We start from the raw sequence: 15,086 nt of genomic DNA, 5'->3' as shown, positions 1-15,086 counted from the left end.
TAACAAACACATCTCTGAACGAGCTTTCAGCGAAAGTCATCTTTAACGATACAGCATGGAAAAGCTCAGTTTCATATCAGAACTTATAACATATGTATAACACCCCGGAGTTAATCTAGTCATGAAAAAGTGGACCTTAGCCATGTTACTAATCGCACTCGCCTTGTTTGGCAGTGTGATTGGTTTTAATCTTTTTAAACAGCAAAAGATTGCAGAATTTATGGCCAATAGACCTGAACCTGAGTTTCCAGTAACTGTTGTCGATATTAAGACATCAGATTGGATCCCAACTATTCAAGCTATTGGTTTTATCGAACCTAACCAAGGTGTAGAAATTTCTAACGAAATTGCAGGTAAAATCGATCGCATCTCATTTGACTCTGGTACGAAAGTAACCAAAGGTCAATTACTCGTTAATCTTGACTCTCGCGTAGAAAGAGCAAACCTAAAAAGCTCACAAGCAAAACTGAACGCGGCTAAATCTAAATTCTTACGCTACGAAGCACTTTATAAGAAAAATGCAGTATCAAAAGAAGCATTAGACGAATCTGAAGCTGCATATTCTTCATTGCTTGCTGATATTGAAAGTCAAAAAGCAGTGATTGAACGTCGCCAAATTACAGCACCATTCGACGGTGAAGTTGGTTTACGTAATGTATTTTTAGGTGAGTTTTTATCTGTTGGTACATCAATTGTTCGTTTAGAAGATACCAGTGTTATGCGTCTTCGATTCACAGTGCCACAAACTCAAATTTCAAAAGTTTACTTAGGTCAAGTTGTTGAAATTTTTGTTGATGCTTATCCTGAAACAGCCTTCAGCGGTACAATTAGTGCTATTGAACCTGCGGTAAACTTCCAAAGTGGTTTAATCCAAATCCAAGCAGATATTCCAAATAACGATTCACAACTTCGTTCAGGTATGTTTGCACGTGCGAATGTAATTTTGCCTACCGTTGAAAAACAAATTACAGTGCCACAAACTGCAATTACGTTTACGCTTTACGGTGACAATGTTTACATCGTTAACGAAGACGACAATGGTGATTTACGTGTAACACAATCGGTTGTCAAAGTTGGCGAACGTATTGATGCTATCGCTCATGTATTGGAAGGCGTTAAAGCTGGTGATAAAATTGTCACATCAGGTCAAGTACGTTTAAGTAATAACGCGAAAGTGCGTGTTATTGAAAACGATACATTGAAAGTACCAGCTGAAACACCAATGCTTTAATCGGAGGATACATGCGCTTTACTGATATTTTTATCAAGCGTCCTGTTCTAGCGGTATCTATCAGCTTTTTGATTGCGTTGCTTGGTGTTCAAGCAATTTTCAAAATGCAGGTTCGAGAATACCCAGACATGACCAATACGGTTGTTACCGTAACAACTGGCTACTATGGTGCCAGCGCCGATTTGATCCAGGGCTTTATTACCCAGCCCTTAGAGCAAGCGGTAGCCCAAGCCGATAATATCGACTTTATGACATCATCAAGTGTATTAGGTAGTTCAACAATTACCATTACGATGAAACTAAATACCGACCCGAATGCTGCCCTCTCTGATATTTTGGCCAAAACGAACTCTGTTCGTTCGCAACTGCCAAAAGAAGCAGAGGACCCAACGGTGACGATGTCTACGGGTTCAACAACGGCGGTAATGTATATTGCCTTTAGCAGTGATGAACTCTCTTCTAGTCAGGTAACTGATTATCTTGATCGTGTAATCAACCCACAGCTGTTCACCATTAATGGTGTTTCTAAAGTAGACATGTACGGTGGTATTAAATACGCACTACGTGTTTGGTTAGACCCATTAAAAATGGCAGCTTATGACCTTACCGCAACCGAAATCATGGGTGTACTGAATAGTAACAACTATCAGTCTGCAACAGGTCAAGCGATTGGTGAATTCGTGCTTTACAATGGTAATGCCGATACCCAAGTAGGTAGTGTTGAAGATCTAGAACGTCTTGTTGTATCAACAGATAAAGGTCAGGTTATTCGCTTAAGTGACATTGCAAAAGTTTCTTTAGAGAAGAGCCATGACGTTTATCGCGCATCAGCAAATGGTAAAGAAGCCGTTGTTGCTGCCGTTAATGCCGCACCAACAGCAAATCCAATTAACATTGCTGCTGACGTATTAGCATTATTACCGGAACTAGAACGTAACTTACCGACAAACATCCACATGAACGTGATGTATGACTCAACAGTTGCGATCAATGAATCAATCAAAGAAGTAATTAAAACGATTATCGAAGCAGCGCTTATCGTTATCGTAGTAATTACCTTATTCCTTGGTTCACTGCGCGCCGTTATCATTCCAATCGTGACAATCCCACTGTCTTTGATCGGTGTTGCAATGGTCATGCAGATGTTTGGTTTCTCATGGAACTTAATGACATTGCTGGCGATGGTACTGGCGATTGGTCTGGTAGTAGATGACGCGATTGTTGTATTAGAAAATATTGACCGGCACATCAAACTCGGAGAGTCCCCTTTCCGAGCCGCCGTGATTGGTACGCGTGAAATTGCGGTACCTGTTATTGCGATGACATTAACACTGGGTGCGGTATATGCACCGATTGCGTTAATGGGTGGTATCACGGGTGCGTTATTTAAAGAATTCGCGCTTACCCTTGCTGGTGCGGTATTCATTTCTGGTATTTTAGCACTAACATTGTCTCCGATGATGTGTTCTAAAATCTTATTAGCCAATGCGAAGCCAAGCAAATTTGAACAAATTGTTCATGCTTTCCTTGATCGTATGACTAACGGTTATGAAAGAATGATCAGTGCAGTAATGCACAAACGTCCGGTTATGATTGCATTTGCTGTTATCGTATTTGCAGCTATGCCATTCCTGTTCAAATTTATTCCAAGCGAACTTGCACCGTCAGAAGATAAAGGTGTATTGATGATGATGGGTACTGCACCATCAAATGCTAACTTGGATTACATTGAAAACTCAATGGGTGAAGTTAACGCTAAGCTAAACGAACAGCCTGAAATTGCCTACGCTCAGATCTTCTCTGGTGTACCTAGCTCAAACCAAGCATTTGGTATTGCGTCTATGGTTCCTTGGAGTGAACGTGAAGCAAGTCAAGGCGAAGTTGTTGATCGTATTACTGGGCTTGTTAAAGATGTACCAGGCATGTCAGTTATTGCTTTCCAAATGCCTGAATTACCAGGTGCTGGTTCTGGCTTACCTGTACAATTTGTGATTACGACACCGAATAGTTTTGAAAGTCTATTCCAGGTAGCGAGTGACATATTAACAGAAGTACAATCTAACTCATTATTTGTGTATTCGGATTTAGATCTTAACTACGACTCTGCAACGATGAAGATTAACATTGATAAAGACAAAGCCGGTGCTTACGGTATTACCATGCAAGACATTGGTATTACACTTAGTACGATGATGTCTGATGGTTACGTTAACCGTATTGATTTAAATGGCCGTTCTTACGAGGTAATTCCTCAAGTTGAACGTAAATACCGTTTGAATCCTGAATCAATGAATAGCTACTACGTACGTGCAGCTGATGGCAACGCAGTACCGTTAGGCAGCTTGATTACTATTGATGTAGTTGCTGAACCGCGTTCACTTCCTCACTTCAACCAACTTAACTCTGCAACGATTGGTGCAGTACCTAGTCCAGGTGTAGCGATGGGTGATGCAATTTCATGGTTCGAAAATACAGCATCATCAATGCTTCCAAAAGGTTATCGTTATGACTTTATGGGTGAATCTCGTCAGTTTGTAACTGAAGGTAGTGCTTTGTATATGACCTTTGCGCTGGCATTGGCAATCATTTACCTTGTACTGGCTATTCAGTTTGAATCTGCACGTGATCCTTTAGTTATTATGGTATCTGTACCACTTGCTGTATCTGGTGCGTTAATATCACTGGCTTGGGGTTTATCAACCATGAATATTTATTCTCAGGTTGGTTTGATTACCCTCGTCGGTTTGATTACTAAGCACGGTATCTTGATTTGTGAAGTAGCAAAAGAAGAACAGTTACATCACGGTAAGAGCCGTACAGAAGCGGTAATTGAAGCAGCTAAAGTACGTTTACGTCCAATTCTAATGACAACAGCGGCAATGATTGCGGGTCTTATCCCGTTAATGTATGCCACTGGTGCAGGTGCTGAACAGCGCTTTAGTATTGGTCTAGTAATCGTATCTGGTCTTGCTATTGGTACACTGTTTACACTATTCATCTTACCGGTAATTTATTCATTCCTTGCGACTGAACATAAACCATTACCGATTTTCGTTGAAGACGAAGAGCTAGAAGAAAGTGATAAACAACATGCGATTGAATGTGCAAAATTTGCAGCTGCTGAAAAACCAGCAAGTTAATTCCTGCATATAAACGGCAGTAATACATGCCATAGTTAGTTCTAAATCAATATCTGGTTAGAATTGATGTAAAGAGGTCGCTTATGCGACCTTTTTTTTACCCATAACTTAAGTTAAAAGGTATATTAAACGCCTAGTTAGTTTTAGCCCCCTTCATCCTGTAATTGAGTACTCATCATGACTTCTTTAGCACACTTCCCTATTCCCTTACTTGGCTTCGCCGCATTCAGTGGCACAGGTAAAACAACCTTAATTACCCAACTACTGCCAAAATTAACTGAGCGTGGTTTACGTATCGGTATGGTGAAACACAGTCATCATGATATCGAAATGGATAACCCGAACAAAGACAGTTATAAACTACGTAAAGCAGGTGCTTGCCAAATGGTCTTAGCGTCCCCCCATCGCACTATTTTATTTTCAGAACAAGATGAACCAGCCGAACCGCAATTAATCACACAGCTTAAGTGGTTAAACACTGATGAATTGGATTTGGTGTTAGTTGAGGGATTTCGACATGAGGCATTTGCTAAAATAGAACTACATCGCCCGAGCTTAGGCAAACCATTACTGGCTGTTGACGACCAACACATTATCGCAATCGCTACCGATGCAGCGATTGAGAAAAAAGAATTATTGGATAAAGGCTTAACTTATTTAGATTTGAACGACATCAATGTCATCACTACTTTCATCATGCGTTACTGCCACAAGACATAACTTCAAAAGCCATAATCAAGCGATAAATAAAGCTGTAACCTTATGGGTTCAGCTCTGTCGTTTCAGTTAATCCATCAAGGTAATCTTGATAACTCGATTCGATATCAATATCACAGGCAGTTAAATCCTTCATAGCAATTTTTTCCAGCGTTTCAAGTTCTGCGATACTTTCTTGCAGTGCCAATTGCTGCTCACGCAGTTCATCTAGTCTTGTACGGCTCTGATGTAACATGTAGAGCATGCGAGGTGGGCTATCAGGTTTATCATCATACAAGGCTAAATAATGCTTCGCAGACTCCAAACTAATGCCTAAACGCTTACTGCGTAAAATAATAATTAAACGGGCGCGTTGACGGTAATCATAATACATAAACCGGCCACGACGTTCAGACTGTAACAAACCTTTCGTCTCATAAAAACGGATAGCGCGCCGCGTGATCGAAAATTCTTCAGCAAGATCTGCCGCGGTATAATACGTCGTCATTTAATTTAACCCTTATTTAAAACAGCGCTTTGCTTAACAACGAATAATTTACCACAAATTTAGTCTATTGCTTAATTTAAACCATAATTAGTGTTGCAGTTCTCGTCAAACGAATTGAATACAGCAAGGCTGTAGAGGTTAGTTATGCGCATCCCTAAGTTACAATCAAACCAATATTCATGGTTTATACGTCCATTTCTATGGCTACTCGCGAAACAGCAAAATAAAATCTTAAAACCAGCACAAATATTAGGCCGTCGACCAAAGTTATTCACCGCGACGTTGTTATTATACAAAACGATCAATAGGAAAACCTCACCTATTGAACCTTACATACATGCCTTAATGAGCGTACGTGTTGCGCAATTAAATCAGTGTGAATTCACCATAGAGCATGACTCTAAAATATTACGGAGCCTAAAAAACAGACTTGATAAAGATAAGCTAATGGATTGGAAGAATTGCAGTGACTTCAAGCCTAAAGAATGTGCCGTTCTCGCCTATACTGATGCAGTAACAGACACAGGTCAGCATGTGACTGACAGGCATGTGGACCAACTACGGTGCTATTACAATGATGACGAAATCGTAGAACTAACAACTATTATCTCATTTCAAAATATGACGACAAAGTTTAATACTGCATTTGATATGTGTCGGCAAACACGATAGTAAACCGTTTAAAGCAAAAAACGAGATATTAATACCTAATTTAAGTATCAATATCTCGCTCACATTTGCTACGTTTTAAAAATTAACGACCCATACGTTTCAATGCTGACGTCGAGAAATCTTTACGCTTCGCTTTCACATCAAACTGAATACCTTTACGTTCTTCGTTATTCAGACCCGTCACTAAGTAACGACCCGCAATCACGTCATACAAGGTTTCAGCCGCAAACCAGTTCACATCTGCATTATAATATTGAACGGAATGAGCCTCAGCTACGCGCCATAGGTTGCCACGTGCGTCATAGTGATCGATAACGCCTGCTTGCCAGCTATCTTCATCAATAAAGAAGTTGCGCTGTGCATAAACATGGCGTTGACCATCTTTAACTTTTGCTTGAACTTCCCATACGCGGTGTTTTTCATAACGGGTGTATTCTTGATTAATATGACCCGGCTTCACAATGTCTTTATATTCAAGATCTGTAGAAGAAAGGTTATACGAGTTATATGGAATATAGAGCTCTTTTTTACCTACAAGAGTCCACTCATAACGGTCAGGTGCACCATTGTACATATCGTAGTTATCAGACGTACGTGACCCCTCTACGCCAATACCTTCACCATCATAAGATACGTTAGGCGCACGACGAACACGACGTTGACCTGAATTATAGATCCAAGCTTTACGTGGCTCTTTTACCTGATCAACCGTTTCGTGGACTAAAGCAATCGTCCCTGTTAAACGTGCAGGAGCAATAATACGCTGCATGTAATAGAACAAGATATTGTCATCTTTCTTGGCATCACGACCACCCTTTAGGGCTTCAGGGATATAAAATTTATCTTCTACTTTAACTGCCGTATACGCACCATTACGCTGTACTGGAATAGTCGTGATAACACGCTCAGCATGACCACCACGGTAACGAGTTATATGGTTCCAGATAACTTCTAAGCCGTTTTCAGGAATCGGGAATGGGATCGTAATATTAAAATCATTTAGACCATTACCGCCATCTGCTAACGTGGCATTAAGCGCATTGCCTTTAATCGTGTCATAAATATCATCTGATTGCGCGAAACTACGTCGTGTTTCATAAACAGGCATAGTGTAAGTATCAGGATATTTCTTAAACATCGCTAACTGACCAGGTGTTAAATTATCTTTATACTTATCAACATTGGCAGATGTAATGACAAACTGTGGTTTGTCTTCAGAAAATGGGTTAGTTACTCGATCGTTTTTACCAAAATCAGTGCCAAGAATGGCATTAGTAATACCGCCTGTCCATGCAGGAATACTTCCATCAGCATTACCTGCAGTAACAGCACCGACGGGGGTTAATTCTTTACCTAACTTAGCCGCATCTGCTTCACTGACTTTCGCCAATGTTGACGCCGAGAATGCCATTGCCACAGAAATGGCTGCTACACTGTATGCTTTATTGAACACTTTCATAATTAAAATCCTTTTCTAAAACTTCTATTCGTTATATCCGTATTAATCATCTGACAACTTAGTGCTGATTCTCATGATTAGAATGAAATACCAACGGCAGCAGATACGTAATCACGATCAGACAATGGGTTAAAGTCACCACCGAACTGAGTATAACTTACCGACATAGAGTACATATTTAAATAATCAGCCTTCAATGCTAGATTCACACCCGTACGACCTTCTTGGAACGTACCTTGTGGTTCAGGGCTGTAACCATATACATCATGTGACCAAGCGACTGATGGCGCTAAATCAACACCAGCGAAAACGTTACGGTAATCAGCTTTAACCGCTAAGCGGTAACCAGCGCTGTCTGTGGTAGTGAAACCATCATCTTCAGTAGTAAAGCTTGTACCATACACAGTTGCACGACCATATTTAATGTCATCATCACCTTCCGGTAAATCCCATACGTGACCATAACCAAGTTCAGCAACAGTAGTAATACGATCTGTACCAAGCGCTTTATCGAAGAATTTAATCAATGTAAGTTGCGATTGGGTATAATCAAAACGCTCAAAACCATCAACCGTGTCACCTGCAGCTGCTTGTGAATACCCAGGTGTTAATGGTGAATCGGGATCGGCGCTTAATGCTGCTGCCAGTAAATCTGCGCCATTAATTTGTAGTGGCATATCCAGACGATGACTTACCTCACCTGAAACAGCCCATTCCGAGACCGTTGTATTGAAGCTTAAACCAAATAACTGAATATCTTCTGGATAAACCGTGTGATACTTAGGATTATAAGCAGCAGCCCCAGTGATTATGGCAGGAATGAACGGCGCACCGCCGACATCATTATAAAGACCCGCCTCAGCACTAGCATAAGGTAAACGGGAATGATAATTCATATAGTACAAACCAAATTCAGTTGCATTCAGACTTTCAGCGTAGTACTTAAACGCCACACCAAACTGTCCATCATCTGACGCATTTTCATCTGTACCACGTTCAGCGTAATAACCACCGACATACAGTTCTCTATCTACTACAGGTGGCAAAGGCCCTGGTTGGACGACTAATTTATCACAGCCTTCAGCTAAATAATCGGCAGTAGAAAAATAAGTACCACAGCTATCAATCACTGTAGGTTCAAATTCCAATTGATAAAATGCTTCTACACTGAAATTATCCGTTAAACCTATATTAGCGAAAATCATGTTTACCGGTAATAAACCTTCTTTGACTTCAGCACCAGGGCGGCGGAAAGCGGCAGCATCAACTGGGTTAACCGCATTAATACCACCTTGGATGAATGAGCTCTCACCCCAGTTAACGACTTGTTTACCAATACGTAAATCAACCGCTGTATCGCCAAGATAAAATCCAGTAAAGATGTAAGCATCAAGTAACGCTACGCCTTTTGATTTAGTTAAATCATTAAAATCATCATCATTAATTGGTTCATTGGCAACATAACCATTCGTTGCATTACCATGATTTACATCATTTTGATCTAATGCGTAATCGTACCAATATTTACCACGTACAAAGGCGCCAAAGGTCGTGCCTTCTTCTGTTTCATAAGTTAAACCAAGGTCATGAATACCTTTAATAGTTTGCGTGAATGCATCACCTTTATCATAGTTTAAGTTACCGTCATCGCCAGTAGGCGTATTTCCAGGTAAGCCACCGTTACCAACACCAACATTTTTAGCTGCTGCCTCTTCAACACGCCAACTTGAGCCTGCAGTAATTTGCGAGTTAAATGAACCTTCTACCTCACCCCAGTTAAATTCAATCGCTTGTGGTGCTGCGGTATAGCCTGAAACGATAAGTGCAAGCGCAATGGGTGTGGTTTTAAAATATTTTTTCTGAGTTGTTTTATTCATCATAGTATCCATCCTATACCTTTAATTTGTTTTCATTCCATTAACAATTAGGTCGTAGGTATTATATTCACATAATACTTTTAGCACACAGTGTCAGATATAGGCCAAGCGTGCCAAATCATTGTCAATCGGAGCCAGCACGATATTTTATGCGATACAGGTCAAATATTTAGAAGTAATGATGAAACTTAATATCGGGGAAGATCCTCCCCTAAAGAGGAGGTATATAGGTGATTTAGTACTAGATAGGTAGGAGAAAGAGATCGAGGGGATTAAATTGAATGTTAATTTTTTGTTGCCTGATGAAATTGTAGGCGCCATTGTTGATCATGAAAACGCCAAATTGAACTGCGCAAACTACCCGTTGCTTTAACCACACCATCATTAATAGAATTAGCTTGATAACAAACCAGCATAGTATCAATTGCTAATTCCACTATTTTAAAATCAGACAAGCGCCAGCGCTGCATTGGCGACTTAGCTAATAGCCAATTTACAATATCAGTACGAGAGGTATAACACCCGACTGGTGATATCTCAAAAAGCTCAGGGTGTAAGAAGTTATCTAACCGCTCTGGAAATTGCGAGAAGTCACTATGTAATAAGGTTTCTTCACGTTGCTTAAACTGTTCAATCAATTGCTTTGTTGACCTTGCTACACTATCCATACAACTATTCATACGACCCCTCATTCATCACTAGATTCGAATCAACTTAATCAATAAAGATATATTTATGCATCTGTACTGATAATTTCCAATTACGCTCGATACACAACTTGATCGCAAGTTCTGTCGCGCGCTGCTGTTGAGAGATAGGCTGTAAACACATGATTTTATCTGTAAGATCAATATCAGCTATTAATGCATCAAGTTCATCAATGTGCTTTTCCATTGCAATCACATGCTTAATTTCGTTCGCGCGGCGCAATGCACTTTGTAAAACAGGCAACTGACCTTTCATTTGGATCTTTGGTGATACAGTCACCCATGTTGAGTCTGTTGCACGTACTTCTGATGTACCAGATGTCTCAATTTGGCAGAAATAGCCTGCTTGTTCTAATTCAGTTGTCATTTCAACCAGATCATATTGACAAGGCTCACCGCCCGAGATCACAATATGCTTTGCAACAAAACCATTTTTTTGTATCATAGTAATGAATTCTTGTGCAGTAAAGTTCGCCCAATGGGGTTTATCATCGCAAGCTTTGTTCACCGTCTGTTGTGACACTTGCATTTCAGGGTCGACCGTCCAAGTTTGTTTGGTATCACACCAAGAGCAACCAACATCGCAGCCTTGTAGACGAATAAAGATGACGGGATAACCAGTAAAATGGCCTTCACCTTGTACTGTTTCAAAAATTTCATTAACCGGATACTGCATTTTTATAACCTAATAAACTTCAAGTAACGTTTATTGTATCATCTGCCCTATATATTTTTAACATTTATATAGGACGCTTTCGATCGCACAGTAATTGCTTAGCAATCGCATAATTAGTAGGTAGGTAACCAATGAAGATATGGCTGTACAATATTTTCACCATTTTGTGTTTCGTGGTTTTAGGACGTGCCGTTAGCATGCTATTACCCGTTGAATTTCCCTCTAGTATCATCGGGCTGCTATTACTTTTCGTCGCGCTCAGTAGCGGGCTATTAAAACAAAAATATGTCGAAAAAGTTTGTGAACAACTTAACCGCCACATCGGTATCTTATTTGTACCAGCAGGTGTTGCGCTCATGGGTTACTTTGAATTAGTCCAACAGAATATCCTCGCACTCATCATGGCGGGACTGATTGGCACTGTCGCGATCTTTTTCACGGTTGGCCATACCTATTGTTATTTGAACCGAGCCAATGCAGAGAAACAAAAAGCAACGTTAAGCAAACAGCAAGGTGACGATAAATGATCTTCTATTTAGCGATTCCATTGACCCTGACAGTCTACTTACTTGCACAATGGTTTTATAAGAAAACCGCACTCGCAATATTCAACCCGATTTTATTATCAATTAGTGCATTAATCACGATCATGTTGATATTTGGATTTGAGCTTGAACAATACGAGCAAGGCACTCACATTCTGACTCGGTTACTTGAGCCAGCCGTGATCGCCCTTGCCTTCCCACTATATCAACAGTTTGTGCATGTAAAATCTAAAATTGTACCGGTATTAGTCGCTTGTAGCGTAGGCGTAATTGTCGGCCTCGTGGTGACAACATTTGTCGCGATTAGTTTTTCAGCCTCGCCAGAGATCATCGCTTCACTTGCGCCGAAAGCGGTAACAACACCTATTGCAATGGCAATCAGTCAGACTATCGGCGGTATCCCTGCCATATCTGCTATTATGGTGATTATGGTCGGTATATTCGGTAACGTCTGCGCACCGTTTTTGTTAAAGCATTTACGTATCAGAACGCCTGAAGCACAAGGTCTTGCCATCGGTTCAGGCTCGCATGTGATTGGTACATCTAAAGCGATGGAACTGAGCCGTATACACGGGGCATTCAGTACAACAGCCTTATTAATCAGCGCTGTACTAACCTCCATCATCGCCCCCGTACTATATCCATACTTACTCACTTGGATGCTGTAATGCTGCGATTTTATTAGTACTGATTACAGAAGGTGTGAGCGCCAATAGCTCGCGACTAAACCCTCCACAGCAAAACACCTGATTTTCAGCTAGAATAAGCTAAGAAGGAACGAAGTAGTCTAGTTATATTGGAGAGACTTATAGCCTGTGGAGGTTATCATGAAACAGTTTTCTCATAGGACAATTGTGTGTCCTCATTGTGGTCAATTTGTCACTGCGGATGTTGATGCTAGTAATGGCTCGCAAGACTATTATGATGAATGTAGTTCCTGCTGTAATAGTATTCATTTTAAGCTATTGCATGATCAGGTAAATGAAAAGTATGAATTGTTTATTGATGCGGATGATGAGCAGATCTTTTAAAGACGAGTGAATTAAGGAGCGATACGGCATGTTAAACATAGAGGCCGACTATCGCTCTTAGCTTTATAGCTCTTAGTTATATAGTTAAGAGCTATATTGTATTTTTATCAACAGTACCGGCAGTTACTTGTTTAACATCATACGTTCAACTGTATCTACAATCGCTTGTGTTTGACTATCTATCTCAATATTCACAAACTGGCCCACTTTACGTCCACCTAAATTAGTCACCGCTAATGTTTCTGGAATTAAATGTACCCAGAACTGTCCATCGGCAACATCGCCTAAAGTTAAGCTAATCCCATCAATAGAAATAAAGCCTTTTGGTAACACATATTTTTGCCATTCCGGCGCTATTTTAAAGCAGATATCACAATTGGTTTCAGTACGGTTAATAGTGACAATTTCAGCTTGAGTATGAACGTGACCCGACAATAAATGCCCACCAATCTCATCACCAAACTTGGCAGCGCGTTCTAAGTTAACTTCATCACCAACTTCAAGGTCTACCAGATTCGTCACTTTAAGCGTTTCTTCAATCACATCAAAGCAAACACTGTTGTCGTTCATCTTTACTACCGTCAAGCATGTGCCGTTATTCGCGATACTTGCGCCAATAACTAAACCGTCTTGGTGTGCTTTATCAAGCGTTACTTCTAAGGTATGTAATTGCTCTTTTTTTTCGATACTAATAATCTTTGCTTTTCTTTGTACAATGCCAGTAAACATAAATAACCTTCATCATGACTTAAAAGAATATACGTCACTATATCGCGTTATTTTAGATAATTCATCTAGTTAATAAGCCGATATTAATATGGAATAAAATAATTTCAAATACATCTGTAAATACTAGCTATAAAGGATTATTATGCTCCTAGCTGGATCAGGTATGCCCTCACGAACGCGAATATCACAACATTCATAATCAAATCTTTCGTTTTCAGCAACATCAATTCTTAGAATACACAATATAACAACCTTACATATCCGGAGTACCAGTGCAGAAATATCGATCTGAGGTTTCTAACTTATTTAAATTAATGGTTCCAATTTTGATCGCCCAACTGGCGTTCACTGTGATGGGCTTTGTTGACACAGTAATGGCTGGCGCAGTAAGTGCAACAGACATGGCTGCTGTCGCAATTGCCAACAGTATTTGGTTCCCAGTGCTAATGTTTTTAGTTGGCATTTTAATGGCGATCACACCGATCGTCGCGCAACTTTACGGCGCAAAAAGACAAAGTGAAATTGCGCAAGTGGTTCAGCAAGGGATCTGGTTTGTATTAATCATCTTCCTGCCAATGATGGCACTATTGTATTACAGCCCAATGATCCTTGATTTCATGCATGTTGAAGATAGATTGGCCGAACTAACGACAGACTATTTACGCATGATTTCATTAGCGCTACCGTTTGCCTGTGGTTATCAAGTGATCCGTAGTTATCATGAAGGTTTAGGTATTACCAAGCCAACCATGGTCATCGGCCTTATTGGTATCATGGTTAACGTGCCAGCAAACTATATCTTTATCAATGGTCATTTTGGTATGCCAGCACTCGGTGGTGTTGGTTGTGCGGTAGCATCTGTACTGGTCTTTATCGCGATGTGTATTTCGATGATTGCCTATAGCTATTTCCATAAAGACTTTAAAGACATCAAATTGTTCGATAAAGTTTATGCTATCGATAAAAAAGAGATGTCACATATCATTGGTGTTGGCTTTCCAATTGCCGCATCGATGTTCTGTGAAGTGACCCTATTTGCAGTTGTATCAATCTTGTTAGCACCGCTTGGCGCTATCACAGTTGCTGCGCATCAGGTGGCGTTAAACTTCTCATCAATGGTGTTTATGCTACCGCTAAGTTTAGGTATTGCTGCAACGATTGTTGTTGGCCAATATGTCGGTGAGAAAAAACCACTACAAGCGAAATCTGCAAGTATCACAGCTATGTGGATGGGCGTTGGTTTTTCTGTTATTACGGCAATCTTTACTATCGTACTGCGTAACGAAATTGCAGAGATTTATACCGAAGACATGACCACAATTAACATAGCGACAGGCTTAATGCTGATTGCTGCAGTGTATCAAATCTCGGATGCCGTGCAGGTTATCGCCGCAGGTGCATTACGTGGTTATAAAGAAACCAAGATTATTTTTGCCATCACCCTACTCTCTTATTGGGCTGTCGGCATGACGATTGGTTATACACTCGCATTAACAGACCTGGTTGTACCTGCGATGGGTCCTGCTGGTTTCTGGATTGGCTTTATCTCTGGTCTAACAATGGCAGCAATATTGTTATCAATTAAACTGTCTAGTGTTTTTAAAAAAACAACCTTAGGCCATACTGTTGAATTAACAGCGACTGCTTAATAAGCAATCCGTTATTTGTTAATGTAACTTGTAAAAAGGCGGTAGTGATTCACATCACTACCGCCTTTTTATACGATCTTCACCCGCTTTTGATTAACAAGAGCATTCACTTAGTTAAAGTGAATTAATTAATATAGCTTACTGAACATTTATTACTGAACCTTTA

The 15,086-nt window shown here is 40.2% G+C and carries 14 protein-coding genes; 8 read left to right on the top strand and 6 right to left on the bottom strand.

The window, feature by feature from the left end; genetic code table 11:
- Positions 1-121: 121 nt before the first annotated feature.
- The 3 genes from JFU56_RS18620 (at position 122) to mobB (ending at position 5,091) form a co-directional block, all read left to right on the top strand.
- A complete protein-coding gene (locus tag JFU56_RS18620) occupies positions 122-1,231 on the top strand; it encodes an efflux RND transporter periplasmic adaptor subunit (protein WP_198438761.1) in 1,110 nt (369 codons plus the stop codon).
- An 11-nt stretch (positions 1,232-1,242) separates the two neighbouring features.
- Positions 1,243-4,371, top strand: a complete 3,129-nt coding sequence (locus JFU56_RS18615) for a multidrug efflux RND transporter permease subunit (protein ID WP_198438760.1) — start codon at positions 1,243-1,245, stop codon at positions 4,369-4,371.
- A 177-nt stretch (positions 4,372-4,548) separates the two neighbouring features.
- On the top strand, positions 4,549-5,091 hold the full coding sequence (gene mobB / locus JFU56_RS18610; RefSeq protein WP_198438759.1) for a molybdopterin-guanine dinucleotide biosynthesis protein B: 543 nt from the start codon (positions 4,549-4,551) through the stop codon (positions 5,089-5,091).
- A 40-nt stretch (positions 5,092-5,131) separates the two neighbouring features.
- Here the strand turns inward: mobB and JFU56_RS18605 are convergent, their stop codons facing one another.
- Positions 5,132-5,575, bottom strand: coding sequence for a MerR family DNA-binding protein (locus JFU56_RS18605; protein ID WP_198438758.1), 444 nt, complete (start codon positions 5,573-5,575; stop codon positions 5,132-5,134).
- A gap of 144 nt (positions 5,576-5,719) precedes the next feature.
- Here JFU56_RS18605 and JFU56_RS18600 point away from each other — a divergent pair, with 144 nt between their 5' ends.
- The gene (locus JFU56_RS18600) at positions 5,720-6,247 is read left to right on the top strand and encodes a carboxymuconolactone decarboxylase family protein (protein WP_198438757.1); all 528 of its coding nucleotides are present in this window, start codon (positions 5,720-5,722) and stop codon (positions 6,245-6,247) included.
- A gap of 82 nt (positions 6,248-6,329) precedes the next feature.
- On the opposite strand, the gene JFU56_RS18595 is transcribed toward JFU56_RS18600, so the two are convergent.
- The 4 genes from JFU56_RS18595 to queE form a co-directional block, all read right to left on the bottom strand.
- Positions 6,330-7,706, bottom strand: a complete 1,377-nt coding sequence (locus tag JFU56_RS18595) for a DUF1329 domain-containing protein (protein WP_198438756.1) — start codon at positions 7,704-7,706, stop codon at positions 6,330-6,332.
- A gap of 77 nt (positions 7,707-7,783) precedes the next feature.
- A complete protein-coding gene (locus JFU56_RS18590; protein ID WP_242066021.1) occupies positions 7,784-9,586 on the bottom strand; it encodes a DUF1302 domain-containing protein in 1,803 nt (600 codons plus the stop codon).
- Positions 9,587-9,867: 281 nt separating this feature from the next.
- A complete protein-coding gene (locus JFU56_RS18585; RefSeq protein ID WP_242066020.1) occupies positions 9,868-10,263 on the bottom strand; it encodes a DUF4440 domain-containing protein in 396 nt (131 codons plus the stop codon).
- A gap of 34 nt (positions 10,264-10,297) precedes the next feature.
- The gene (gene queE, locus JFU56_RS18580) at positions 10,298-10,966 is read right to left on the bottom strand and encodes a 7-carboxy-7-deazaguanine synthase QueE (RefSeq protein ID WP_198438755.1); all 669 of its coding nucleotides are present in this window, start codon (positions 10,964-10,966) and stop codon (positions 10,298-10,300) included.
- Between the two features lie 131 nt (positions 10,967-11,097).
- On the opposite strand from queE, the gene JFU56_RS18575 reads away from it, so the two are divergent.
- The 3 genes from JFU56_RS18575 (at position 11,098) to JFU56_RS18565 (ending at position 12,542) form a co-directional block, all read left to right on the top strand.
- A complete protein-coding gene (locus JFU56_RS18575; protein WP_198438754.1) occupies positions 11,098-11,493 on the top strand; it encodes a CidA/LrgA family protein in 396 nt (131 codons plus the stop codon).
- Entirely contained in the window at positions 11,490-12,179 is a 690-nt protein-coding gene (locus JFU56_RS18570; RefSeq protein WP_198438753.1) for an LrgB family protein, read from the top strand. The genes JFU56_RS18575 and JFU56_RS18570 overlap by 4 nt, the downstream gene beginning before the upstream one ends.
- A 159-nt stretch (positions 12,180-12,338) precedes the next feature.
- A complete protein-coding gene (locus tag JFU56_RS18565) occupies positions 12,339-12,542 on the top strand; it encodes a CPXCG motif-containing cysteine-rich protein (protein ID WP_198438752.1) in 204 nt (67 codons plus the stop codon).
- A 123-nt stretch (positions 12,543-12,665) separates the two neighbouring features.
- On the opposite strand, the gene JFU56_RS18560 is transcribed toward JFU56_RS18565, so the two are convergent.
- The gene (locus JFU56_RS18560) at positions 12,666-13,271 is read right to left on the bottom strand and encodes a riboflavin synthase subunit alpha (protein ID WP_198438751.1); all 606 of its coding nucleotides are present in this window, start codon (positions 13,269-13,271) and stop codon (positions 12,666-12,668) included.
- 272 nt (positions 13,272-13,543) lie between these two features.
- On the opposite strand from JFU56_RS18560, the gene JFU56_RS18555 reads away from it, so the two are divergent.
- A complete protein-coding gene (locus JFU56_RS18555) occupies positions 13,544-14,920 on the top strand; it encodes an MATE family efflux transporter (protein WP_198438750.1) in 1,377 nt (458 codons plus the stop codon).
- Positions 14,921-15,086 lie beyond the last annotated feature (166 nt).

The organism is Moritella sp. F3, assembly GCF_015082335.1.
In the GTDB taxonomy this organism is placed as follows: Bacteria; Pseudomonadota; Gammaproteobacteria; order Enterobacterales; family Moritellaceae; genus Moritella.
This window is presented reverse-complemented; position numbering and strand designations above follow the sequence as displayed.

Excerpts from the sequence above, each read along its gene's own strand:
- JFU56_RS18620 (WP_198438761.1), top strand. The coding sequence starts at position 122 with ATGAAAAAGTGGACCTTAGCCATGTTACTAATCGCACTCGCCTTGTTT.
- JFU56_RS18615 (WP_198438760.1), top strand. The coding sequence starts at position 1,243 with ATGCGCTTTACTGATATTTTTATCAAGCGTCCTGTTCTAGCGGTATCT.
- mobB (WP_198438759.1), top strand. The coding sequence starts at position 4,549 with ATGACTTCTTTAGCACACTTCCCTATTCCCTTACTTGGCTTCGCCGCA.
- JFU56_RS18605 (WP_198438758.1), bottom strand. The coding sequence starts at position 5,575 with ATGACGACGTATTATACCGCGGCAGATCTTGCTGAAGAATTTTCGATC.
- JFU56_RS18600 (WP_198438757.1), top strand. The coding sequence starts at position 5,720 with ATGCGCATCCCTAAGTTACAATCAAACCAATATTCATGGTTTATACGT.
- JFU56_RS18595 (WP_198438756.1), bottom strand. The coding sequence starts at position 7,706 with ATGAAAGTGTTCAATAAAGCATACAGTGTAGCAGCCATTTCTGTGGCA.
- JFU56_RS18590 (WP_242066021.1), bottom strand. The coding sequence starts at position 9,586 with ATGATGAATAAAACAACTCAGAAAAAATATTTTAAAACCACACCCATT.
- JFU56_RS18585 (WP_242066020.1), bottom strand. The coding sequence starts at position 10,263 with ATGAATAGTTGTATGGATAGTGTAGCAAGGTCAACAAAGCAATTGATT.
- queE (WP_198438755.1), bottom strand. The coding sequence starts at position 10,966 with ATGCAGTATCCGGTTAATGAAATTTTTGAAACAGTACAAGGTGAAGGC.
- JFU56_RS18575 (WP_198438754.1), top strand. The coding sequence starts at position 11,098 with ATGAAGATATGGCTGTACAATATTTTCACCATTTTGTGTTTCGTGGTT.
- JFU56_RS18570 (WP_198438753.1), top strand. The coding sequence starts at position 11,490 with ATGATCTTCTATTTAGCGATTCCATTGACCCTGACAGTCTACTTACTT.
- JFU56_RS18565 (WP_198438752.1), top strand. The coding sequence starts at position 12,339 with ATGAAACAGTTTTCTCATAGGACAATTGTGTGTCCTCATTGTGGTCAA.
- JFU56_RS18560 (WP_198438751.1), bottom strand. The coding sequence starts at position 13,271 with ATGTTTACTGGCATTGTACAAAGAAAAGCAAAGATTATTAGTATCGAA.